The organism is Aromatoleum petrolei, from assembly GCF_017894385.1.
GTDB classification, from domain to species: Bacteria; Pseudomonadota; Gammaproteobacteria; order Burkholderiales; family Rhodocyclaceae; genus Aromatoleum; species Aromatoleum petrolei.
Map to the genome: position 1 here is coordinate 1,910,054 of NZ_CP059560.1, position 23,591 is coordinate 1,933,644.

At 67.6% G+C, this 23,591-nt stretch carries 21 protein-coding genes; 13 read left to right on the top strand and 8 right to left on the bottom strand.

Features of this window, described 5'->3' with window-relative positions:
- Window positions 1-62: 62 nt before the first annotated feature.
- The 5 genes from ToN1_RS08750 (at window position 63) to ToN1_RS08770 (ending at window position 9,696) form a co-directional block, all read left to right on the top strand.
- Entirely contained in the window at window positions 63-458 is a 396-nt protein-coding gene (locus tag ToN1_RS08750; protein WP_169127401.1) for a response regulator, read from the top strand.
- Window positions 459-474: 16 nt separating this feature from the next.
- Window positions 475-840: a response regulator gene (locus ToN1_RS08755; protein ID WP_169127403.1), complete on the top strand. Its 366-nt coding sequence runs from the start codon at window positions 475-477 to the stop codon at window positions 838-840.
- A gap of 6 nt (window positions 841-846) precedes the next feature.
- Window positions 847-1,362, top strand: coding sequence for a chemotaxis protein CheW (locus ToN1_RS08760; protein ID WP_169208403.1), 516 nt, complete (start codon window positions 847-849; stop codon window positions 1,360-1,362).
- Between the two features lie 67 nt (window positions 1,363-1,429).
- Entirely contained in the window at window positions 1,430-3,565 is a 2,136-nt protein-coding gene (locus ToN1_RS08765) for a methyl-accepting chemotaxis protein (RefSeq protein WP_169208404.1), read from the top strand.
- A gap of 29 nt (window positions 3,566-3,594) precedes the next feature.
- Window positions 3,595-9,696 (top strand): hybrid sensor histidine kinase/response regulator, encoded by a 6,102-nt coding sequence (locus tag ToN1_RS08770; RefSeq protein ID WP_169208405.1) that lies wholly within the window; start codon window positions 3,595-3,597, stop codon window positions 9,694-9,696.
- Window positions 9,697-9,705: 9 nt separating this feature from the next.
- Here ToN1_RS08770 and ToN1_RS08775 read toward each other — a convergent pair whose 3' ends face one another.
- On the bottom strand, window positions 9,706-11,145 hold the full coding sequence (locus ToN1_RS08775) for a cryptochrome/photolyase family protein (RefSeq protein ID WP_169208406.1): 1,440 nt from the start codon (window positions 11,143-11,145) through the stop codon (window positions 9,706-9,708).
- A 94-nt stretch (window positions 11,146-11,239) separates the two neighbouring features.
- Between ToN1_RS08775 and ToN1_RS08780 the strand changes: the two genes are divergently transcribed.
- The 5 genes from ToN1_RS08780 to ToN1_RS08800 are packed head-to-tail and all read left to right on the top strand — an operon-like array spanning window position 11,240 to window position 15,012.
- Entirely contained in the window at window positions 11,240-11,806 is a 567-nt protein-coding gene (locus ToN1_RS08780) for a YqgE/AlgH family protein (protein ID WP_169208407.1), read from the top strand.
- Window positions 11,799-12,278, top strand: a complete 480-nt coding sequence (gene ruvX, locus ToN1_RS08785) for a Holliday junction resolvase RuvX (RefSeq protein WP_169208408.1) — start codon at window positions 11,799-11,801, stop codon at window positions 12,276-12,278. Before ToN1_RS08780 ends, ruvX begins: the two co-directional genes overlap by 8 nt.
- On the top strand, window positions 12,265-12,765 hold the full coding sequence (pyrR, locus tag ToN1_RS08790) for a bifunctional pyr operon transcriptional regulator/uracil phosphoribosyltransferase PyrR (RefSeq protein WP_169208409.1): 501 nt from the start codon (window positions 12,265-12,267) through the stop codon (window positions 12,763-12,765). Before ruvX ends, pyrR begins: the two co-directional genes overlap by 14 nt.
- The gene (locus ToN1_RS08795; RefSeq protein WP_169208410.1) at window positions 12,758-13,732 is read left to right on the top strand and encodes an aspartate carbamoyltransferase catalytic subunit; all 975 of its coding nucleotides are present in this window, start codon (window positions 12,758-12,760) and stop codon (window positions 13,730-13,732) included. Before pyrR ends, ToN1_RS08795 begins: the two co-directional genes overlap by 8 nt.
- Complete coding sequence (locus ToN1_RS08800; RefSeq protein ID WP_169208411.1) at window positions 13,732-15,012, top strand: dihydroorotase; 1,281 nt, start codon at window positions 13,732-13,734, stop codon at window positions 15,010-15,012. Before ToN1_RS08795 ends, ToN1_RS08800 begins: the two co-directional genes overlap by 1 nt.
- A gap of 24 nt (window positions 15,013-15,036) precedes the next feature.
- Here ToN1_RS08800 and ToN1_RS08805 read toward each other — a convergent pair whose 3' ends face one another.
- The 4 genes from ToN1_RS08805 to ToN1_RS08820 are packed head-to-tail and all read right to left on the bottom strand — an operon-like array spanning window position 15,037 to window position 17,457.
- Window positions 15,037-15,339 carry a DUF167 domain-containing protein gene (locus tag ToN1_RS08805; protein WP_169208412.1) on the bottom strand — a complete coding sequence of 101 codons (303 nt, stop codon included), beginning with the start codon at window positions 15,337-15,339 and terminating at the stop codon, window positions 15,037-15,039.
- Complete coding sequence (locus tag ToN1_RS08810) at window positions 15,336-15,914, bottom strand: YggT family protein (protein WP_169208413.1); 579 nt, start codon at window positions 15,912-15,914, stop codon at window positions 15,336-15,338. The genes ToN1_RS08805 and ToN1_RS08810 overlap by 4 nt, the downstream gene beginning before the upstream one ends.
- 5 nt (window positions 15,915-15,919) lie before the next feature.
- Window positions 15,920-16,732, bottom strand: a complete 813-nt coding sequence (proC, locus tag ToN1_RS08815) for a pyrroline-5-carboxylate reductase (RefSeq protein ID WP_169208418.1) — start codon at window positions 16,730-16,732, stop codon at window positions 15,920-15,922.
- A gap of 23 nt (window positions 16,733-16,755) precedes the next feature.
- A complete protein-coding gene (locus ToN1_RS08820; protein ID WP_169208414.1) occupies window positions 16,756-17,457 on the bottom strand; it encodes a YggS family pyridoxal phosphate-dependent enzyme in 702 nt (233 codons plus the stop codon).
- Window positions 17,458-17,559: 102 nt separating this feature from the next.
- Here ToN1_RS08820 and ToN1_RS08825 point away from each other — a divergent pair, with 102 nt between their 5' ends.
- Window positions 17,560-18,600 (top strand): type IV pilus twitching motility protein PilT, encoded by a 1,041-nt coding sequence (locus tag ToN1_RS08825; protein WP_169208415.1) that lies wholly within the window; start codon window positions 17,560-17,562, stop codon window positions 18,598-18,600.
- A gap of 136 nt (window positions 18,601-18,736) precedes the next feature.
- Window positions 18,737-19,870: a PilT/PilU family type 4a pilus ATPase gene (locus tag ToN1_RS08830; protein WP_169208263.1), complete on the top strand. Its 1,134-nt coding sequence runs from the start codon at window positions 18,737-18,739 to the stop codon at window positions 19,868-19,870.
- Between the two features lie 116 nt (window positions 19,871-19,986).
- On the opposite strand, the gene ToN1_RS08835 is transcribed toward ToN1_RS08830, so the two are convergent.
- The 3 genes from ToN1_RS08835 to ToN1_RS08845 all read right to left on the bottom strand — a co-directional run bounded on the left by ToN1_RS08835 (window position 19,987) and on the right by ToN1_RS08845 (window position 22,548).
- Window positions 19,987-21,162 carry a THUMP domain-containing class I SAM-dependent RNA methyltransferase gene (locus ToN1_RS08835; RefSeq protein WP_169208264.1) on the bottom strand — a complete coding sequence of 392 codons (1,176 nt, stop codon included), beginning with the start codon at window positions 21,160-21,162 and terminating at the stop codon, window positions 19,987-19,989.
- A gap of 72 nt (window positions 21,163-21,234) precedes the next feature.
- Window positions 21,235-21,654, bottom strand: coding sequence for a CopD family protein (locus ToN1_RS08840; RefSeq protein WP_169208265.1), 420 nt, complete (start codon window positions 21,652-21,654; stop codon window positions 21,235-21,237).
- 9 nt (window positions 21,655-21,663) lie between these two features.
- The gene (locus ToN1_RS08845; protein WP_169208266.1) at window positions 21,664-22,548 is read right to left on the bottom strand and encodes an NAD-dependent epimerase/dehydratase family protein; all 885 of its coding nucleotides are present in this window, start codon (window positions 22,546-22,548) and stop codon (window positions 21,664-21,666) included.
- Between the two features lie 21 nt (window positions 22,549-22,569).
- On the opposite strand from ToN1_RS08845, the gene ToN1_RS08850 reads away from it, so the two are divergent.
- Window positions 22,570-23,589 (top strand): CDP-6-deoxy-delta-3,4-glucoseen reductase, encoded by a 1,020-nt coding sequence (locus ToN1_RS08850; RefSeq protein WP_169208267.1) that lies wholly within the window; start codon window positions 22,570-22,572, stop codon window positions 23,587-23,589.
- Window positions 23,590-23,591: the final 2 nt, after the last annotated feature.

Genomic DNA, 23,591 nt, shown 5'->3' on the forward strand with positions numbered 1-23,591 from the left:
GTACGCGACGCTGCAACGCGTGCGCAGCCGCCACGCTGATCACGTCAGCAAGGATTGAAGCCATGGATCTGACCGGACTCAAGGTGATGGTGATCGACGACAGCAACACCATCCGCCGCAGCGCCGAGATTTTTCTCACCAACTCGGGCTGCCAGGTACTGCTGGCGGAAGACGGCTTCGACGCGCTCGCGAAGATCGCCGACCATCATCCCGACGTGATCTTCGTCGACATCATGATGCCGCGCCTCGACGGCTACCAGACCTGCGCGCTGATCAAGAAGAATCCGCAGCTCGCCGCGACCCCGGTGATCATGCTGTCATCGAAGGACGGCCTGTTCGACCGCGCACGCGGCCGCATGGTCGGCTCCGACGAATACCTCACCAAGCCCTTCACCAAGGACAGCCTGCTCAAGGCAGTCGCCACCCATGCCGCGCGCAAGGCCGGCACGGGTCTTTGACTGGAGACTCATCGCAATGCCGATCAAGAAGATACTGGTGGTCGACGATTCCCCGACCGAACGCCTCGCCCTGACCGAGCTGCTGACCGCGAAAGGCTACCAGGTCGTAACCGCCGAAAGCGGCGAAGACGCCATTGCGCGCAGCAAGAGCGAAAAACCCGACCTCATCCTGATGGACGTCGTCATGCCCGGCATGAATGGCTATCAGGCCACGCGCACCATCTCGCGCGACGAAGCCACCAGCGCCATCCCGATCATCATGTGCACCAGCAAGGGGCTCGAGACCGATCGCATCTGGGGGATGCGCCAGGGCGCGCACGACTACCTCGTCAAGCCCGTCAATCCCGCAGATCTTCTCGCGCGCATCCAGGCGCTGGGTTGACGCCCGATGACCAAGCGACTCAGCCTGCGCGAATTCCAGGAGGACCTGGTGAGGCGCTTTGCCGAAGCACAGAGCGGCAACCGCCGCGCACTGCTGGGCGTGCGGGCGGGACGCGAGAACTGGCTCGTCAACCTAACCGACAGCGGCGAGATCCTGCCTGCCCCGCCGCTGGCGCCCGTGCCGCTCACGCACGACTGGTTTCGCGGCCTCGCGAACGTGCGCGGTACGCTGTTCAGCGTGGTCGATTTCTCTGCCTTTCATGACGGACCGCTCACTGTGCCGGGCGGACCCGCGCGCCTGCTCCTGGTCGGTGCACGCCACGGCACGAACTGCGCGCTGCTGATCTCGAGCGCGCTCGGACTGCGCAACCCGGACGACTTCCATACCGATCCCGACGGCGGCATGGACGAGCGCCCCTGGGTCGCCGAACGCCTGCTCGACAGCCGCGACCAGCACTGGCTGCGGCTGGACGTGCCGACGCTGCTCGCCCACCGCGGCTTCCTGCAGGCCGGCCTCGAGTGAGCACGCACGCGCCCCTTATCGCCTACCTTCACGGCAACCCATCATCCGATCTCGCGGAGCACACACCATGGCCCTCAAGCTTCCGACGCTGAACTTCACGAAAAAGAAGAAGGCCGACCCGGAAGGCGAGACGCTCGCCACCACCATCATGGAGGCGGCCCCGCCGCGGCGCAGCCCCGAACCGGCCGCCGCCAAGAACGGCGCGAAGCAGGCAGGCAATGCCGCCAACCGCTTCGGCATGCTCGCCACGGTCTTCGCCGCGGCATCCATGGTGGGTCTGGGCCTGCTCTACTACCAGTACCGCCAGTCGGGCAACGCCACGGCCTACATCGCCGCGGCAGGCGAGATGGAAACCACCGCGCAGCGCATCGCCAAGGCCGCCCAGCTTTCCCTGCAGGGCAACGCACAGGCCTTCGCCGAACTGCGCACGAGCACAAACCGCTTCACCGCCCTGCTGGACGCGGTGGCGAACGGCGGCAACATCGAAGGTCGCAGCCTCCCGGCCGCGCCCACGGATGCCCAGCCACGGGTGGACGACCTCGCGGCGAAATGGCGCCCCACTGCGGAGCTCGCCAACCAACTGATCGCCCAGGAAAACAATCTCCTCGTGCTCAACCGCTCGGTCGCCACGATCAACCAGCAGAACGAGTCCCTGTACGAACAGGCGCGACAGATCGTGCAGACTCGCGTCGGCGGCAACGCGCGCGACATCACCGCCGCCACCAACAGCGTCGTGCTGACGCAGCGCATCGCCAAGAACGCCAACGCGCTGCTGGTCGCAAATGCGATCGACCCGGAAACGGCCTTCGCGCTGGGCAAGGATGCCAAGTCGCTCACCGAGGTGATCAACGAGCTGCGCGCAACCACCGCCGATCCCGAAGGGCGGCGACGCGTCAATGAATTCGCGACCGCAGCCACCGAAACCCTCGACGCCGTCGACGACATCCTGCAGCACATCCAAACCCTCGTGCAGGCGAAGAAGGCCGGCAGTGACATCTTCGGCGCGTCCGAGCCGCTGTCGACCAGCGCAAGCGAGCTCTCCGCCGCGCTGTCCGGCGCCACTGGCGGCCTGTCGCCGGCAACGCTCGGCATCGCGCTTGCGGCGATCGTCGGTCTCATGGCCCTGAGCCGCATGGCGCAGGTGAACAACCGCGAACTCGCCGCACGTCAGCTCGAGGCGGAGCAACACCAGCGCGCAGCGGAAAACGAACGCAACCTCGCGCAGCAAGCGATCCTGCGCCTGATGAACGAGATGGGCGACCTCGCCGACGGCGACCTCACCGTACGCACCACCGTTTCGGAAGACATCACGGGCGCGATCGCGGACTCGGTCAACTACACCATCGAGGAACTCTCGGTGCTGGTGCGCCGGATCAACGATGCCGCGACGCGCGTGACGCAGGCGACCGAATCCGCGCAGAAGACCTCCACCGAGCTCCTCGGCGCGACCGAACGGCAATCGCGCGAAATCGAGGAGGTCGGCGCAACCGTCGAGCAGATGGCCAAGACCATGACGGAATCCTCCGAACGCGCGCTGCGCTCCGCACAGGTCGCGCGCCGCTCGCTGGAGTCCGCGCGCAAGGGCGCGGGTGCCGTGGAGAACACCATTAAGGGCATGAACGGCATCCGCGAGCAGATCCAGGAAACCTCGAAGCGGATCAAGCGCCTGGGCGAATCCTCACAGGAGATCGGCGAGATCGTGGAACTGATTTCCGACATTACCGAGCAGACCAACGTCCTCGCGCTGAACGCAGCAATCCAGGCAGCATCCGCCGGCGAAGCGGGCCGCGGCTTCACCGTCGTTGCAGAAGAAGTTCAGCGCCTCGCGGAACGCTCCGCCGAGGCGACCAAGCAGATCGCGGCGATCGTGAAGACGATTCAGACCGACACCAAGGATGCCGTCGGCTCGATGGAAAACGCCACCCGCGACGTGGTCGAAGGCGCGCAGCTGTCCGACGCGGCAGGCCAGGCGCTGGCCGAGATCGGCGAGGTGTCGACCGAGGCGGCACGCCTCATCGAACAGATCTCCAGCGACACGCAACATCAGGCGGCCACCGCGACCCGCGTCGCCGCGACCATGAAGGAAATTCTCGCGATCACCGAACAGACCGCAACCGGCACGCGCCAGACCGCCGTATCGGTCGGCCAGCTCGCCGACCTCGCTGTCGAACTCAAGGGTTCGGTGTCGGGCTTCAAGGTCTGACGCACTCGCCCCTCGCTCGGGAACCGGCCATGACGCACCCTTCAGAACTGGATTTGGGCCCGCTCACCTGGGTCAAGAACGAAATCGACCTCGCTCTCGCGCGCGCCGATGAATCGCTCGAACAGGCGCTAGCCGCATCCGATGCACCGAGCCGCGTGCAGTTCGCGCAGACCCACCTGCACCAGGTGCGCGGAGCCCTTTCGATCGTCGGCCTGGACGGTCTCACCCAGTTCGCCTCCTCGCTCGACCAGTCGCTCGGGCTGCTCGCCCGCGGCGAACGCGCCATCGACGCGGCGACCATCGCCTTGGCGCGGCGCGCGCTCGCGACGATGGGCAACTACATCGAAGAGCTGGTGCATGGCACGCCCGACCAGCCGCTGCGCCTGCTGCCGCTGTACCGGGAAATCAACGCCATCCGCAGCGCGGACCCGGTCGCCCCGGCGGAACTGTTCTTCCCCGATCTCACGCAACGTCCGCCGCGCCGCCAGATCGCCAGCGTCACGCTGACCGACGAAGCCCGCCAGGCACAGCTGCGGGCGCAGCGCGCCCTGTTCCAGCGTGGCCTGCTGCAGTGGCTGCGCACGCCAAGTGACGCAGCCGGCCCAACGGCCATGCTGGACGCTGTGAAGGGCATGGAGGTGCTGCATACCGGCGCCCCCGTCACCAACCTGTGGTACGCCGCGCAGGCCTTCCTCGAAGCCCTGGTGCACGGTGACGTGCCGGCTCAGCCGGAGGTCAAGCGACTGTGCTCGCAGCTCGACGCACAGCTCAAGCGACTGGCCGAGGTCCCCGCGGCCGTCCCGGACCGCTTCATCCGCGAATTGCTGTACTGGGTCGCGCAGGCCCCCGCACGCACCGCTCAGCAGCAGGCCGTGCGCGACACCTGGCACCCGCATGCACTGATTCCCGAGGCCGGCTCGACGGTCAGCGTGACGCCGCTTGCGCCGCTGCTCAAGTCGCTGCAGACCTCGATGGCCGCAACCAAGCACGCGTGGGACGAGTTCTCGGAGGGCCACGCCGCAGCCCTGCCGCGCTTTGCGAGCAGTCTCGCGGATCTCGCTGCCCAGGCGCCCCAGCTCGGGCGTCCCGCGCTCGACCGCCTGTTCGAAGCCCTGATCGAGTTCGTCCGCTGGCTGCGCAAGGATCCGCTGCAGAACACCGACAAGGTTGCCATCGAGGTCGCCACCGCCCTGCTGCTGGCGGAAGGGGCGCTCGACCGCGTCGTCCCCGACGCGGGCTTCTCGACGCAGGTCGCCGACACCATCAGCCGCCTGGGCGCGGTCACGCGCGGCGAAGCGGTCGAGCCCGCCGAGCACTCGCCGACGGTCGAGACGGCGCGCCGCCTGCAGGAACGCGAAGCGGTCGGTCAGCTGACGCGGGAGATCCTCTCGAGCCTCGCGCAGGTCGAACAGATCCTCGACGACTTTTTCCGCAACCAGCAGAAGCGCGCACCGCTCGAGAGCCTCGCGACCCCGCTCAAACAGGTGGAAGGGGCGCTGACCCTGATCGGCGACCCCGACGCGATCGCGCTGGTGCACGACGCTGCAAGCACCGTTGCCCGACTCGCAGCGAGCGACGCAGAACCTGAAGCCGGCCAGTTCGAAGGCCTTGCGCAGCGGCTGTCGGCCCTCGGCTTCTACGTCCAGGCCCTGCAGCACGGCCCGGCGAACCTGCAGACCTTCCTCGATCCGACCGCGCGCCGCCCGCAGGCAAGCATCGAAACGCCCGCCCTGACCATCGAGCTGCCGCGTTTCGCCGAAGTGGTTCAGCCGGCCACGACACCCGCCTCGACCGCTGCGCCCAGCGCAGCGACGGTGATCTCCGCGGCGGAGCCGCCCCCCACCGCCGCGGCGCCCACGGTCGAAGAGTTGGAACCCGCCACAGCAGCACCCGAAGAACTTCCCGCGACCGCGGCTCCCGCCATCGAAGAAGCTGCAAACGAGGAGCCTCTTCCGATCGAGGAAGTCGAAACCGACCTCAACTTCCAGCCCCCGCTCGAACCGGCCGAACCGAGCCCGCCCGAAATCCAGATCGAGTTTGCTCCGATCGAGCTGCCGCCCGAAGAGACTCCGGCGTCGACGCCTGCGCCGGTGAAACCGGCCGCACCGGCCCCAAGTGCCGCTGAGATCGATGCCGAACTGCTAGCGATCTTCATCGAGGAAGCTCACGAAGTCCTCGCCAGCATCGCCGAACAGCTCGAACTGTCGCGCACCGCGCCGGGCAACGTCGAGCACCTCACGTCGATCCGGCGTGGCTTCCACACCCTCAAGGGCAGCGGCCGCATGGTCGGCCTGCGCGATCTCGGCGAGGCCGCATGGGAGCTGGAGCAAACCCTCAACCGCTGGCTCCAGCTGGAGTGGCCGCCGACGCCGGCCCTTCACCATCTCATCGGCGACGCCAACGGGACCTTCTCCGAGTGGGTATCGGATCTGGAGGCCGGAGGCAGCCAGGCTCGCGACGTCACAGCCCTGATGGCCGAATCGGAGCGCCTGCGCAGCAGCGACACACCGATCAGCGAACCGGCGCCGCAAGCAGTGGTGACGTCTCCCGAAGAGCCCGCGGCAACGGAAGAGTCCGCCCTCGCCTTCGCGACGCTCGAACAGGCCGCAACCGGCGAGATCCTGCCCGTCGCGCGCCCCGCGCCCGAGGAGGACGAGATCATCGTCGAGGAATCCCTCGAGGGGCTCGAAATCGAGCCCCTCGGCGAGGAAATCGCGCTCGACGAGGAGCAAGCCTTCGAAGCTGCCGCTGCGGGCGAGTACGCACCCGAGACGAGCCCGCTCGATGAGTTCGGTGCGACCGGCACAGCCACCCGGCCGGATGAGACCGCGATCGGCGAGGAACTGTCGCTCGAGCCCGCCGCAGCCGAGACCTTCGCACTCGAGGATCTGGAAGAGGCGCCGTCGGCCGCGATCGGCGACGAGTTCCGCTTCCCGCTCGACGCCGTCGACGATACGACCGCCGAACCCTCCCGCGACATGCCCTTCGCGACGACGGTCGAACTCCCGCCTGCGATCGAGTTCACCGGCGCGACCGAAGAAGCGATCACACTCGAAGCCCTGCCCGAAGTCGAACGACCTCCGACGACCGAACCGCCGGATTTCGAGGCACCCATCGCACCGATGGAGGCGGAGTCGCAAGGGCTCGAGGAACTGGCCGAACTCGAGGAGGTGATCGATCTCGAGGACACGATCGACCTCGAAGAAGCGATCGAACTGGAAGTTCCGCTCGAAGAAGAGACGCCAGCCGCCCCCGAAACCTTCGAACGGGAAGAGACCCGCGTGCTCGCCACGCCCCCTGCCGAGGAGGTTCCCGCTGCAGGCGAAGCACCACCGGCCACTGAGGACATCGAGGAGGCGACTGTTGACCTCGAGGAACTCGAGGTGCCGATCGAACGCGACGTCGTCCACGTCGGCGACAACGAAATCAGCCGCCCGCTCTACGACCTGTATCTCGGCGAGGCGCGGCACCACCTGGGCACCCTGCGCGACGAACTCCGCCGCCTTGCGGCCAACCCCACCCTGGTCCCTGCCGAAGCCGCGCTGCGCGCCGCGCACACGCTCGCGGGGATCTCGGGGACCACGCGCCTGATGAGCGTGCAAGGCCTCGCTCGCGCGCTCGAACACGCGATCGAGCGCCTGCGCGAGGGCGCCCACCCGCCGACCGCCGAGCAGTCCGCGGTCATGAAGAGCACCAACGACACCCTCGAGGCGATGGTCGCGCAGGTCGGACTGCGCCAGATGCCGCTCGAGGTGCCGGAGCTCATCGAACAGCTCGACGGCATCGGTCGCACGCTTGCCCTCGACATCGGCTTCGAGCCGGAAGGCGCAGTCATCGAGGAGACGGCTCCCGAACGGCCGTCCGCCGCTGCGGAAGTCCCCGAGGTCGCAGCCCGCGCTGCGACCGTCGCCGACGACCTCGACGAGCAGCTCCTGCCGGTGTTCCTCGAGGAAGGCGCCGAACTGCTTGCCGACCTGCACGCGACGCTGCGACGCTGGAGCAGCGGCGACGCCTCGGCCGACCACGCCAAGGCGACGGCGCGTCTGCTGCACACGCTCAAGGGCAGCGCGCGCATGGCCGGGGCAATGAGCCTCGGCGAACATGTCCACCAGCTCGAATCGCAGCTTGAAGCCGGCCGAGAAGCGGGGCGCGACGCCGCCGAGATGATCGACGAACTCGTGGGCGGTCTGGACCGCACCGAGCAGATGATGGGCACGCTCACCGGCCCCCCCGCGCCGGCAGCCGTTGGCGCGACCGAAGCCGCGGTCTCCATCACCGTGCCGGAAGCTGCTGCGGCCGAGGTCGAAACCAGCGCGACGGCGACGCTGCGCGTGCGCGCCGACACTGTCGACCGCTTCGTCAACGAAGCGGGCGAAATCGGCATCGCCCGCACCCGCATCGCCGGCGAGCTGCGCACGCTGCGCCGCTCGCTGCTGGACCTGACGGAAAACGTCATCCGCCTGCGCAACCAGCTGCGCGAAGTCGAGATCCAGGCCGACGTGCAGATGCAGTCGCGCATCGCCCATACCGGCACCCAAGAGGGCGACTTCGACCCGCTCGAGATGGACCGCTACACCCGGCTGCAGGAGCTCACGCGGATGATGGCGGAGAGCGTCGGCGACGTCACGACGGTGCAGCAGAGCCTGCTGCGCAACCTCGACGGTGCCGAACTCGCGCTGAACAGCCAGGCACGGCTGTCGCGCGACCTGCAGCAGGCGCTGATGCAGGTGCGCATGGTGCCCTTCGACAGCCTCGCCGACCGCCTCTATCGCGTCACGCGCCAGACGGCCAAGGACCTCGGCAAGCGCGCCAACCTCGACCTGCGCGGCGGGCGCATCGAGATCGACCGCAGCGTGCTGGAGCACATCACCGCGCCGCTCGAACACCTGCTGCGCAACGCCATCGCGCACGGCCTGGAGACCCCGGAAACGCGCCGCGCCGCCGGAAAGAACGAGATCGGCCAGATCACCCTGAGCGTCAGCCAGGAAGGCAACGAAATCGCCATCAGCCTCGCCGACGACGGCGCCGGCCTCGACTACGAGCGCATTGCCGAACGGGCACGCGCGAACGGCCTGCTGGGACCGGCCGAGATCGCCGACGAGCGCCGCCTGACGAACCTGATCTTCCTCCCCGGCTTCTCCACCGCCAGCAACGTGTCCACGGTGTCCGGCCGCGGTGTCGGCATGGACGTCGTGAAGTCCGAGACTGCAGCGGTCGGCGGGCGCATCGACATCCGCTCGACGCGCGGCGCCGGCACGGAATTCCGCATCTACCTGCCGCTCACGCTGGCCGTGACGCAGGCCCTGCTGGTGAGCGCGGGCGGCCGCACCTACGCCATCCCCTCGAGCATGGTCGCCCAGGTCATGGAGCTGAAGGCTGCGGCACTGCACGAACTGCGCGCCGCCGGCGGCACGGACTGGCAGGACATGCACTTCAACTATCGCTACCTGCCGCGCCTGCTCGGCGACGCGACGACGCAGCCCGAGGAGCAGCGCTTCAACTGGGTGCTGCTGCTGCGCGCCGGCGCCCAGACGCTCGCGCTGCACGTCGATGCGCTGCGCGGCAACCAGGAAATCGTCGTCAAGAACGCCGGCCCGCAGCTCGCGCGCGTCGTCGGCATCTCCGGCGCGACGGTGCTGGGCGACGGCGAGATCGTGCTGATCCTCAACCCGGTCGCCCTCGCCAGCCGCAGCCTCGCGGAGGCGGAAGCCCCGGGCGCCACCGTGCCGGTCGCGGCGGCGCTGGTCCACCAACCGGCCGTGATGGTCGTCGACGACTCGCTGACGGTGCGCAAGATCACCGGCCGACTGCTCGAACGCGAAGGCTATCGCGTGATTACGGCCAAGGACGGTGTCGAGGCGCTGGAACGCCTGATCGAGTCGGTGCCCGACGTGATCCTGTCGGACATCGAGATGCCGCGCATGGACGGCTTCGACCTGCTGCGCAACATCCGCGCCGACGAGCGCACGCGCGACGTGCCGGTGATCATGATCACCTCGCGCCTGGCGGACAAGCATCGCCAGCTCGCCGAGAAGATCGGCGCCAGCGAGTACCTCGGCAAACCCTACGAGGAAGGCGAACTGCTGGCCCTGCTCCAGCACTACACCGGGAAGGCGCGCGCGGAGGCCTGACGGTGCCGATCAGTTTCGCGCCACGGCAAAGCGCGCGAGGGTGCGCTCGCGCGCGGTGGCGTGATCGACGACCGGGCCCGGATAGTCGCGGCCGATGCGCACCCCCGCAGCCGCCTGATCGGCCGCGCCCATCTTCCACGGCGCATGGACATACTTGTCCGGTACGCGCGCGAGTTCCGGCAGGTAGCGGCGGATGAAGCGCCCCTCCGGATCGAAGCGCACCGACTGCGTCACCGGATTGAAGATGCGGAAATAAGGTTGCGCATCGCAGCCCGTCGACGCCGCCCACTGCCATCCGCCGTTGTTTGCCGCGAGGTCGTAGTCCAGCAGATGGTCGGCGAAGTGGCGCTCGCCGCGCCGCCAGTCGATGCCCAGATCCTTGGTGAGGAAGGACGCCACGACCATGCGCAGGCGGTTGTGCATGTAGCCCGTCGAGTGGAGCTGGCGCATCGCGGCATCGACCAGCGGATAGCCCGTGCGCCCCTCGCACCACGCCGCAAACAGCTCCGGCGCCGCGTCCCACACGATCCGGTCGTACTCCGGCTTGAAGCTCGCCGTCACGACGCGCGGGTGGTGCCACAGGATCATGTGATAGAAGTCGCGCCACACCAGTTCGCCGAGCCAGCTCTCCGCCCCGGCCCCGCCGTCCGCCGACGCGAACGCCGCCAGTTCGCGGACTGACACGGTGCCGAATCTCAGGTGCGCGGACAGGTAGGACACCCCCTTCACGGCGGGAAAGTCGCGCGCCTCGCGATAGCGCCCGATACGGACGGCAAAGTCCACGAACAGCGACCGGCCGCCGCTCATGCCGGTCGGCATGCGCAAGTCGGCGAGATTGGTCGGCGCGAAACCCAGCTCGTCGAGGCCGGGCACGCGCTCGCCCTCGGCCTTGGGCGCGAGCTGCACGGCGTAGCGTTCGACCGGATAGGCCTGCACGTAGAAACCGTCCAGCTTCTTCAACCACGCGTTCCGGTACGGCGTGAATACGCTGTACGGCTGGCCGCCCTGGGTGAGGATCTCGTCGCGCTCGAAGACGACCTGGTCCTTGAAGTCCTCGAAGCCAATTCCCGCGTCGGCGAGCCGCTCCGCGACGCGCCGGTCGCGCGCGATGGCGTCCGGTTCGTAGTCGCGATTGCTCAGCACCGCCGCCACCCCCAGTTGCACCGCCAGGGCCGGGATCAGTTCGTCGGCGCGCCCGTGCCGCACGAGCAAGCCCGCCCCGCTCCCGCCTGCCTGGCGCGACACCGCATCGAGCGCAGCGTCCAGCTCCTGCACGCTGCGCCAGATGAACTCCACGCGCCGGTCGCTGCGGCTCGGCAATGCATCAAGGATCCCGCTATCGAACACGAAGACGCAATGGACCCGCCCGAAGCGACGCAGCGCGTGATACAGCGCCGCGTGATCATAACTGCGCAGGTCGCGGCGAAACCACACGAGAGCTGAGGACATGAAGAAACCCGGGAATTCGGAAAGTCGCATTCTGACGCACCCATGCCGCGCAGGTTCCTGCTCCATGCCGCGCGCGAGAGGCTAAAATGCAGCCATGAGCGAAATCATGTCGAACCTCACGCATCATTTCCTGATCGCCATGCCCAGCATGGCCGATCCGAATTTCTCGCGCACGCTGACCTACATCGCCGAGCACAACGACCAGGGCGCGCTCGGGATCATCGTCAACCGGCCGATCGACATGACGCTCGCCACGCTCTTCGAGCGCGTCGAACTGCCGCTCGACGCCGCCGGCTTCGCCGACCAGCCGGTGTATTTCGGCGGCCCGGTGCAGACCGACCGCGGCTTCGTGCTGCATCGGCCCGCGGGCGAATGGCACTCGACGCTGAACGTGAACGATGAAGCCGGCCTGACCAGCTCGCGCGACATCCTGCAGGCCATCGGCAGCACCGGCCAGCCCTCCGACGTGCTCGTGACGCTGGGCTACGCCGGCTGGACCGCCGGCCAGCTCGAACAGGAGATCGCCGACAACGCGTGGCTGACCGTGCGCGCCGATCTCTCCATCGTCTTCGACCTCCCGCCCGAGGAGCGCCTCGCCGCCGCCATGCAGAAGCTCGGCATCGACTTCACCAACCTCAGCGAGACGGCCGGGCATGCCTGAGGCGGCCGCGCCCGAACCCCGGCCAACCCCGGACCTCCCCGCGCGCGGCACCCTGCTCGGCTTCGACTTCGGCCTCGTGCGCCTCGGCGTCGCCGTCGGCGAACTCGAGACCGGCCGGGCCAGCGCGCTCGTCACCATCAGCGGCGAGGCCAATGCACCGCGCTTCGCCGCGATCGAAAAGCTCATCGCCGAGTGGCGCCCCGTCGGCCTCGTCGTCGGCATCCCCTGCCACCTCGACGGCACCCCGCACGAGATGACCGCACGTTGCCGCCGCTTCGCGAACCAGCTGCACGGCCGCTATCGCCTGCCGGTCATGGAAAGCGACGAACGCCTGTCCTCCGCCGCGGCCGAAGCCGCGTTGGAGGAAGCGGGGCAGCGCAGCTGGCAAGCACGCAAACCGGTGCTCGACGCGGTTGCCGCCCAGATCCTCCTGCAACACTTCCTGGACGCCCTCCAACATGCAAAAGCTTGATGCTGAAGCGCTCTTCCAGACCCTGGTCGAGCAGATGCGGCCGCACGTGACGCCCGACACCGCGCTGGTGGGCATCCACACGGGCGGCGTATGGCTGGCCGAGCGTCTGCAGCAGGCCCTGGGCCTGAAGCACCCGACCGGCTCGATCGACGTGTCCTTCTACCGCGACGACTTCGGCTCCAAGGGCCTGCATCCCCAGCCCAAGCGCACCGAGATCCCGTTCGACGTCGAAGGCGCCCACGTCATCATCGTCGATGACGTCCTCTACACCGGACGGACGACGCGCGCCGCGATCAACGAACTGTTCGACTTCGGCCGCCCCGCCGGCGTCGACCTCGCCGTGCTCGTCGACCGCGGCGGCCGCGAGTTGCCGATCGCCGCACGCTACTGCGCCCTCACCCTGCCCCAACCCCTGCCCGCAAGCCAGAGCCTGCAGCTCGAGACCGATGCTGCCGGCGTTTTCACCCTGAGGCTGATCGATGCATAACCCCCAGCTCAACAAACACGGCGAACTGCAGCACCTGCTGACGATCGACGGCCTGCCGCGCGACGTCATCACCGCGATCCTCGACACCGCCGCCCCGTTCACCGAGGTCGCCGAACGCGAAGTGAAGAAGCTGCCGCTCCTGCGCGGCAAGAGCATCTTCAACCTGTTCTTCGAGAACTCCACGCGCACCCGCACCACCTTCGAGATCGCCGCGAAGCGCCTGTCGGCCGACGTCGTGAACCTCAACGTATCGACCAGCTCCACCGCCAAGGGCGAGAGCCTGCTCGACACCGTCGACAACCTGTGCGCGATGCAGGCCGACATGTTCGTCGTGCGCCATGCCGCGAGCGGCGCACCCTTCCTGATCGCACAGCACCTGCTCGCCACCGGGCGCGACCACATCCACGTCGTCAATGCCGGCGACGGCCGCCACGCGCATCCGACGCAGGGCCTGCTGGACATGTACACCATCCGGCACTACAAGCGCGATTTCACCAATCTGACCGTCGCGATCGTCGGCGACGTGCTGCACTCGCGTGTCGCGCGCTCGCAGATCAGTGCGCTGACCACGCTGGGCGTGCCCGAAGTGCGCGTGATCGGCCCGAAGACGCTGCTGCCGACCGAGGTCGAGCGCATGGGCGTGCGCGTCTTCCACGACATCCGCGAAGGCCTCAAGGACGTCGACGTCGTCATGATGCTGCGCCTGCAGAACGAGCGCATGAACGGCGCGCTGCTGCCGACCCCGCAGGAGTACTACAAGGTGTGGGGCCTCACCGCCGAGAAACTGGCGCTGGCCAAGCCTGACGCCATCGTCATGCACCCGGGACCGATGAACCGCGGCGTCGAGATCGATTCCTCCGTCGCCGACGGCGCGCAGGCCGTGATCCTGCCCCAGGTCACCTTCGGCATCGCAGTACGCATGGCCGTCATGAGCATGCTGGCCGGCCAGCAAGGGAGCTACAAGTAATGAAGATCCGCATCACCAACGGCCGCGTCATCGACCCGGCGAACGGCCTCGACGACAAGCGCGACGTGTATCTCGCCGACGGCAAGATCGTCGCGACCGGCCAGGCCCCCGACGGCTTCGCCGCGGAACGCACGATCGACGCCGCCAAGCTCGTCGTCGCACCGGGTCTCATCGATCTCGCCGCGCGCCTGCGCGAGCCCGGCTTCGAATACCGCGCCACCCTCGAATCCGAGATGGACGCGGCGATGGCCGGCGGTGTCACCAGCCTCGCGATCCCGCCCGACACCGACCCCGTGCTCGACGAGCCGGGCCTGGTCGAGATGCTGTGCTACCGCGCGAAGAAGCTCAACCGCGCCCACGTCTATCCGGTCGGCGCGCTGACCATCGGCCTCAAGGGCGAGCGCCTGTCGGAGATGGCCGAGCTGGTCGAAGCCGGCTGTGTCGCCTTCAGCCAGGCCAATGTCTCCATCGTCGACAACAACGTGCTGCTGCGCGCGCTGCAATACGCCGCGACCTTCGGCTTCCGCGTCTGGCTACAGCCACTCGCGCCCTTCCTCGGTCGCAATGGGGTCGCGCACGACGGTGAGATCGCCTCACGCCTGGGCCTGCCGGGCATTCCCGTCGCCGCCGAGACGATCGCGCTGTACACCTACATCCAGCTCGCCCGCACGACCGGCGCACGCCTCCACGTCACCCGCCTGTCGAGCGCGGCAGGCCTTGCGCTTGTCGAACAGGCCCGCGCCGAAGGCATGGACATCACCTGCGACGTGTCGATCAACCACCTGCACCTGTCCGACATGGACATCGGCTACTTCAACAGCAACTGCCACCTCGTGCCGCCGCTGCGCAGCCAGCGCGACCGCGACGCGCTGCGCCAAGGGCTCGCCGACGGCCGCATCAACGCGCTTTGCTCGGACCATACGCCGGTGGACGATGACGGCAAGCTCACCCCGTTCAGCGAATCGGAGCCGGGCGCGACAGGCCTCGAGCTGCTGCTGCCGCTCACCCTCAAGTGGGCGCAGGAGACGGGATTGCCGCTGGTGAAGGCGCTGGCGCGGGTGACCTCGGATGCCGCGCGCATCGTCGGCATCACCAAGGCCGGCCACCTGACGCCGGGCGCGCGCGCCGACCTGTGCGTGTTCGACCCCGCTGCCCACACGACCGTGAGCCGCGACAACCTGCGCAGCCAGGGCAAGAACACGCCCTTCCTCGGGCTGGAACTGCCCGGCCGCGTGCACTACACCCTGGTCGAAGGCCAGGTCATGCACGAACTGGGCTGAAAACGCCCCGCGGGGCCGCCCGCGTCAGCCGAGCGCCCGCATGCGCGCGAGCGCTGCGGCGCTCGCAGCGTCCACCCGCACCCGCTTCGCGCGCGAGGTCTCACCGCTGATCAGTGTCACGGCGGATTTCGGCACGCCGCAGAAATCCGCCAGAAAGGCGCACAACGCCGCATTCGCCTTCCCGTCCACGGGCGGCGCGGCGAGGCGGATCTTCATCGCCTCGCCATGCAGGCCGACGAATTCGGTCTTCTTCGCCCCCGGCTGGATGTGCAGCGTCAGCACGAGGCCGCCATCGGCCGCCTCGCGCAGCCAGACGGTCTCGCTCATCCGACCAGCAGCGACGCGAAGTTCCCGCGCAGCCCGCCGAGCAGCATCAACACGATCTGCAGCACCAGCAGCAGCACCAGCGGCGACAGGTCCACATTGGCGATCGGCGGGAGGATGCGCCGGAACGGACGCAGGAAAGGCGCGGAGAGATTGTGAAAGACGGGGGCGGCCGGCGCATGCGGGCTCACCCACGACAGGATCGCCGACATCAGCACCACGCCGAACACGAGATAGATCGCCATGCGGGCGACTTCCAGCAGCCCCAGCCCCCACAGGCCGAGGATCAGGGCGCCGGGATTACCATTGAGGGCGGCGCCGCGCAGTGACAATTCGATGAACACAAACAGCGTCTGCAGCACCCACGCCGGCAGCAGGCTCGCAAGATCGAGCCCCAACACGCCCGGGATCACGCGGCGCAGCGGCCGCACGAGCCAGTCGGTGGTGGCGACGACGAAAGCCCCCACCTGGTTGCGGAACGACACGCGCTGCCACTGCATGAAGAAGCGCGCCAGCAGCATCAGGGTGATGAAGCCGAAGGCCGTGTCGAGAACCAGCAGCAATACGTTGCCCAGCATCGCGCTCAGTCCCTGCCCAGTTGTTCACCAAGTTCCCGCCCGCGCACCTCGGCGGCCTTCACCGCGGCGACGATCGTATCGAAGAAGCCCGATGCCTGCATGCTCGCGAGAGCCGCCTCGGTCGTGCCGCCCTTCGAGGTGACACGCTCGCGCAACACGCCCGGCGCCTCGTCGGAGCCGGCCGCGAGCTTCGCCGCGCCCAGTACCGTGTCGATCGCGAGCTTGCGTGCCGTGGCCGCATCGAAGCCGAGCGAAGCGCCGGCCGCCTCCAGCGCCTCGATGAAGTGGAAGACATAGGCCGGACCGCTGCCCGACACCGCTGTCACCGCATCCATCTGCGCCTCCTCGGCGATCCACGCCGTGCTGCCGACCGCAGCGAGCACGCGCTCGGTCGCGGCGCGCCCGGCGGCGTCCACCGACGGGTCCGCATACAGGCCCGACACGCCTGCCCCGATCAGCGCCGGCGTGTTCGGCATCACCCGCACGAGCCGCGCGTAGCCGCCCAGCCAGCGGCCGATGTCCGCAAGCCGCAGCCCGGCGGCGATGCTCACCACCACCTGGCGCGCCAGCCGACCCGCCAGCGGCGCGAGCGCCGCCTTCATCTGCTGCGGCTTCACCGCCAGCACCAGCACGTCGCAATCGAGCAGCGCGTCATCGACCGCGCCCACGGTGCGCACGCCGAAACGCTCCGCCAGGCGCTTGCGCCCTTCTTCCTGCAACTCCACCACCTGGATGTCAGCCGCGGCGAAGCCGCGTTCGAGCATGCCGCCGATCAGCGCCGACGCCATGTTGCCGCCCCCCAGGAAACTGATCCTGATCCGTTCCGCCACGTCCTTCCCCGTCATATCCGTTCCTCACGCAGCTTGCGTGTTCCGAAAATCGCGGTGCCCACCCGCACCATGGTCGCCCCCTCGGCGATCGCCAGTTCGAGATCGTGCGACATCCCCATCGACAGCGTGTCGAGCGCGAAACCGGCGGCATTGAGTTCGTCGCGCAACCGGCGCAGCGTCGCGAAGCGGCCGCGCAGCAACGCCTCGTCCCCGTCCGGCTCTGGAATCGCCATCAGCCCGCGCAGGCGCAGCCGCGGCAGCGCCGCCACCTGCCGCGCCAGCGCCGCCACTTCGTCGGGCGCGACCCCGCTCTTGCTCGCCTCCCCGCTCACGTTCACCTGGATGCACACGTTGAGCGGCGCCGACTCCGCGGCGCGCTGCTCGGACAAGCGCTCGGCGAGCTTCAGGCGATCGACCGAATGCACCCAGTCGAAGTGCGCCGCGACGGGTCGCGTCTTGTTGCTCTGCAGCGGTCCGATGAAATGCCATTCCAATCCACGCGCCTGCAGTTCGGCGACCTTTGCCACGCCTTCCTGCACATAGTTCTCGCCGAACAGGCGCTGCCCTGCATCGGCCGCCTCGGCCACGCAATGTGCCGGCCAGGTCTTGCTGACGGCCAGCAGCGCGATCTCTTCGGGCCGCCGTCCCGCAGCGATCGCGGCATCGGCGACGCGCTCGCGCACGGCTTGCAAGTTGGCGGCGATTGTTGTCATATAGCGACGGCAATGGTCTCGGAAATCCGGCCCGGGCGAGTATAGCACCGCGCACCGACCTGCCTTTCCGCGCGCACCCTTCCGAATTCCTTCGAAGAATCCATGGACATCACCGAACTGCTGGCCTTTGCGGTCAAGAACAAGGCCTCTGACCTCCATCTCTCGTCCGGCCTGCCGCCCATGATCCGCGTGCACGGCGACGTGCGGCGCATCAACCTGCCGCCGATGGAGCACAAGGACGTGCACTCCATGGTGTACGACATCATGAACGACCAGCAGCGCAAACAGTACGAGGAAGTGCTGGAGTGCGACTTCTCGTTCGCGGTGCCCAACCTCGCGCGCTTCCGCGTCAACGCCTTCAACCAGAACCGCGGTGCGGCAGCCGTGTTCCGGACCATTCCGTCCAAGGTGCTGACGCTCGAAGAGCTCAACTGCCCCAAGATCTTCAAGGACATCTCCAACCAGCCGCGCGGCATCGTGCTCGTCACCGGCCCGACCGGCTCGGGCAAGTCGACCACGCTCGCGGCGATGATCGACCACATCAACGACAACGAATACGGCCACATCCTCACCATCGAGGACCCGATCGAATTCGTGCATGAGTCCAAACGCTGCCTGATCAACCAGCGCGAAATCGCGCGCGACACGCTGTCCTTCAACAACGCGCTGCGCTCGGCGCTGCGCGAGGACCCGGACGTAATCCTTGTCGGCGAAATGCGCGACCTCGAGACCATCCGCCTCGCGCTGACTGGCGCCGAGACGGGCCACCTGGTGTTCGGCACCCTGCACACCTCGTCGGCCGCCAAGACCATTGACCGTATCGTCGACGTCTTCCCCGCCGCCGAGAAGGAAATGGTGCGCTCGATGCTGTCCGAATCGCTGCGCGCCGTCATCTCGCAGACCCTGCTGAAGACCAAGGACGGCCAGGGGCGCGTCGCCGCGCACGAGATCATGATCGGCACCCCCGCGATCCGCAACCTGATCCGCGAGAACAAGATCGCGCAGATGTACTCGTCGATCCAGACCGGCCAGAACGTCGGAATGCAGACGCTGGACCAGTGCCTGCTCGACCTCGTGCGCCGCAACATCGTGTCGCCCGCCGAAGCCAAGATGAAGGCGCAGAACAAGGACAACTTCGGCTGATCGCCGCCCCGCGCAGCGGGACGTCCACTAGATCACGCTCGCCCTCGCATCCCGCCCCCGGCGCCGTCCCCCCCGGCGCGCGTGAGGAACATAATTCCCTTTCGCAGCACCCCGAAATTCCGCTGGAGCGCAACACATGGAACGCGATCAGGCCCTCAAATTCATGCACGACCTGCTCAGGCTGATGGTGCAGAAGAATGGCTCCGACCTTTTCATCACCGCCGGCTTTCCACCTGCGATCAAGATCGACGGACGCGTCATCCCGCAGTCCAATCAGTCGCTCACGCAGCAGCACACCGCCGAGCTTGCGCGCGCGGTCATGAACGATCGCCAGGCGGCCGAGTTCGAATCGACCAAGGAATGCAATTTCGCGATCTCGCCCGCGGGCATCGGCCGCTTCCGTGCCAACGCCTTCATCCAGCAGGGCAAGGTCGGCCTCGTGCTGCGGACGATCGCACAGAAGATCCCGACCTTCGACGATCTGGGCATGCCCGCGGTGCTGCGCGACGTCGCGATGGCCAAGCGCGGCCTCGTGATCTTCGTCGGCGGCACCGGTACCGGCAAGACGACCTCGCTGGCGGCAATGGTCGACTTCCGCAACGAGCACTCCTACGGCCACATCATCACGGTCGAGGACCCGATCGAATACGTGCACCAGCACAAGAACTGCATCGTCACCCAGCGCGAGGTTGGCATCGACACCGACGGCTGGGAGGCGGCACTGAAGAACACCCTGCGTCAGGCCCCCGATGTGATCCTGATGGGCGAAATCCGCGACCGCGAGACGATGGACTACGCGATCGCCTTCGCCGAAACCGGCCACCTGTGCCTCGCCACGCTGCACGCGAACAGTGCGAACCAGGCGCTCGACCGGATCATCAACTTCTTCCCCGAAGACCGGCGCCAGCAGCTGCTGATGGACCTTTCGCTCAACCTGCGCGCACTGATCTCGCAGCGCCTGCTGCCGAAGAAAAACGAGAAGGGACGCGTGCCTGCCGTCGAGGTGCTGCTCAACTCGCCGCTGATCTCGGATCTGATCTTCAAGGGCGAAGTGCCGGGCATCAAGGAAGTGATGAAGCGCTCGCGCGAACTCGGCATGCAGACCTTCGACCAGGCGCTCTTCGATCTCTACGAGGAGGAGCGAATCACCTATGAAGACGCGCTGCGCAACGCCGACTCGGTGAACGACCTGCGCCTGCAGATCAAGCTCAACAGTAAGCTCGGCGAGAAGGATCTCGTGTCTGGCATCCAGCACCTCGACATCGTCTGAGTTTGCGAATAAATTTACTGTGCGCCCGATTCCGCCCCTGTCGGAGCTGGCAAATAAGTCGCCGCACCATTTGTACGGCTGCGCCTCTCGGAGCGGACTCGGGTCGCTCGCTACGATTACTTCACAAACTCTGATCCGTCGTCGGGCGCCTTCCGCCGGTTGCTGCCGGCGATCATCTTGTACTCGAACACGCGGCACTCCAGCGCGCCGTTGAAGAGCGGCGTGCGCTTGCTCGCCTTCAGGCCGATCAGCTTGGGCAGCGCCGGGTCCGCCGACAGGAAGTAGCAGCGCCAGCCGCTCCAGCGCTTCTTCAGCGCGTCGCCGAACTGCGGATACAGCGCCGCCAGCTCCTCCGCCTCGCCGATGCGCACGCCGTAGGGCGGGTTCGTCACCATCACGCCTTCGGGGGCGGGCGCATCGCGCGTCAGGAAGTCCGCTCGATCCAGCGTCACGCAGTCGGCCAGCCCGGCAGACTGCAGATTCACGCGCGTGCGCCGCACCTGTTCGCCGACCACGTCCGAGCCGTAGATGCGCAGCGGCCGCACCGGCTTGCGCCGCCCCTCCGCCGCCTTGCGGATCGACGCCCAGGCTGCGCGGTCGAGATGGCGGAAGCGCTCGAAGGCGAAGCTGCGGCCGAGTCCGGGGGCAATGTCGAGCGCAATCTGCGCCGCCTCGATGAGAAAGGTGCCGCTGCCGCACATCGGGTCGATCAGCGCCTCCCCCGGCCGCCAGCCGCTGATGCGCAGGATGCCGGCGGCGAGGTTTTCCTTCAGCGGCGCCTCGACGGCGGCAGGCTTGTAGCCGCGTTTGTACAGCGGCTCGCCGGAAGTATCGAGATAGAGCGTGACACGGTCGCGCGTCAGGAAGGCATGGATGCGGACCGCAGGGTTCGCCGTATCGACGCTCGGGCGCTTGCCGGTCACGGTGCGGAAGTGGTCGCACACCGCATCCTTGATCTTCAGCGTGATGAACTCGAGACTGCGCAACGGCGATTGTTTCGCCGTCACGTAGATGCGGATCGTGTCGTCGACGGTGAACCATTTGGCCCAGGTCGCTCCGTAGGCCAGACGGTAGATGTCCTCCTCGGATTGATAGCGTCCCTGCGCGAGGCGCCACATCACGCGAGTGGCGAGACGGCTCTCAAGATTGGCGCGATAGCAGGTCTGCCAGTCGCCCGAGAAACCGACACCGCCGTGTGTTGCCTCGACGTCCCGCGCCCCGAGCGCGGCGAGTTCCTCGGCAAGCATCGGCTCGAGACCGCGCGGACAGGGGGAAAAGAAGGATTCGGACATAGGGGACGAAGAGAGTGGAAGGCGGACGGACTTGGAATTGACTTGGAGCGATGCCGGCGCAGGCCTGGGGCCTCAGAAGGGCTTCAGCACGACAAGGAACACGGATGCGAACAGCACCAGCACCGGAACCTCGTTGAACACACGGTACCACTTGTGGCTCCGCGTATTGCGTCCGGCGGCGAAGTCACGCATGAGCCTGCCGCAGTAGAGGTGATAGACGATCAGGAAGCTCACCAGGGCGGTCTTGAGGTGGAGCCAGCCGCCGATCACGATCATGTCCGCATAGCCGAACCACAGCCAGAAGCCGAGCACGACGGCGAGAATCCCCAGCGGTGTCATAAAGCGGTAGAGCTTGAGCTCCATCAGCGCCAGCCGCTCGCGCGTCGCCGCGTCCTCCACCATCGCGTGATTCACGAACAGGCGCGGGAGGTAAAACAGGCCCGCGAACCACGCAACGACGAAGGAAATGTGCAGGGCTTTCACTACCAGCATCGAATACTCCTAGCTTGAATGTTTCACGTTGAGCGCCGCGGCGAAACCTTCGCGCACGCTCGGGTACAGCAGACGCGCCCGTAGCTCGCGCCGGATGCGGCGATTGTCCAGTTGTCGCGACTCGCCCATGAAGGACAGGGCCATCGGCGAAATGCGTGACGCGAGTTCCGCGCGCGAAAGGCGCTGCGGCCGCGGCAGGCCGAAGGTGTCGGCGGCGAAATCGAAATAATCGCCCATCTTCATGCGCGTATCATCGACGGCATTGTAGACGCGTCCCGCCCCGGCGCGAAAAAGCGCGAGGCATGCCAGGTGCGCGAGATCGTCGGCGTGGATGTGATTGGTGTGGACGTCCTCTTCCGCGCGCAGCACCGGATCGCCGCGCCCCAGCCTCGCCACCGGCAGGCGGTCGCTCGCGTAGATACCCGGCGCACGCAGCACACACACCCTCACGCCGCAGCGAGCCCCGAAGCGCCGCAAGCGGCCTTCCGCATCGACACGACGCTGCGCCCGCGCCGTCTGCGGACGGCATGGATGGGTCTCGTCGACAGCCCGTCCGCCGCAATCGCCATACACGCCCGTCGTACTTATATAGACAATGCGCTGTGGTAGACTCGTCGCGCACGCAAGTGCCGCCAGCAGTCTTGCCGTACGCGTATCGCGCGTGCCGCGGTCGGGGGGAGGCGCGAAATGCAGGACAGCATCCGCGATTCCGGCCAGGCGCCGCAGGCTACGACGGTCGTCGAGGTCGGCAAATACCGGTGTGGCACCGAGCGCGCGCAGTCCGGCGAGCCCCTCTGCACTGCGCACCAGGGCGAACACCCTGAAGCGCCGCATGAGCCACGGAATCGCGCGCCGGGCCACGTCGCCGCTGCCGACGATCAATATTCTTTTCATCGACGGATTATCTCACGCCCGATGTCGTTCCAGATTTCACTCGAGCCAGGCGGCCAGCAATTCCAGGCCGATTCGGATCAGACCATCCTCGAGGCCGCCCTCGCCGCAGGTCTCGTCCTTCCCTACGGCTGCCGTGACGGCGCCTGCGGCGCATGCAAGGGCAAGGTGATCCGCGGCGAGGTCGCCCTCACCGGCGCAGCGACCGCGCTCAGCGACGCCGACCGCGCCGCCGGCATGACGCTCTTCTGCAGCGCCCATGCGCATTCGGATCTGGTCCTCGAGGCGCGCAATGTGAGCCGCGCCGGCGACATCCCGATCAAGAAACTTCCGTGCCGCGTGCAGCGACTGACCCGTGCCGCGCCGGATGTGATGGTGATCGAACTGAAGCTCCCCGCGAGCGAGCCCTTCCGCTTCCGCGCCGGCCAGTACATCGACTTCCTGCTCGCCGACGGTCGCCGGCGCAGCTTCTCGATCGCCAACGCGCCGCATCGCGAGGATGCCATGGAGTTGCACGTGCGCCTGGTGCCCGGCGGCGCCTTCACCGAACACGTCTTCAACGGCATGAAGGAGCGCGACATCCTGCGCTTCGAGGGGCCGCTCGGCAGCTTCGGCCTGCATGAGGAGTCGCGGGCGCCGATCGTGCTGCTCGCGGGCGGCACCGGCTTCGCGCCGATCAAGAGCATCGTCGAGCACGCGCTCCATGCCGGCATCGCGCGGCCGATGACGCTTTACTGGGGCTCGCGCAACCGTGGCGGCCTCTACATGGACGAACTCGCACGCTCGTGGGAACAGTCCCTGCCCGGTTTCCGCTACGTTCCGGTATTGTCCGAGGCAGGACCCGCGGATGCCTGGCACGGGCGCACCGGCCTCGTGCACCGCACGGTGATCGAGGACCTGCCCGACCTGTCCGCGCACGAAGTCTATGCCTGCGGATCACCGGCCATGATCGACGCCGCGCGCAGCGAATTTACCGCACAGTGCGGGCTACCGCAGGACGCGTTCTTCGCTGACGCCTTCACCTTCGCCACCGACGCCCCCTGAAC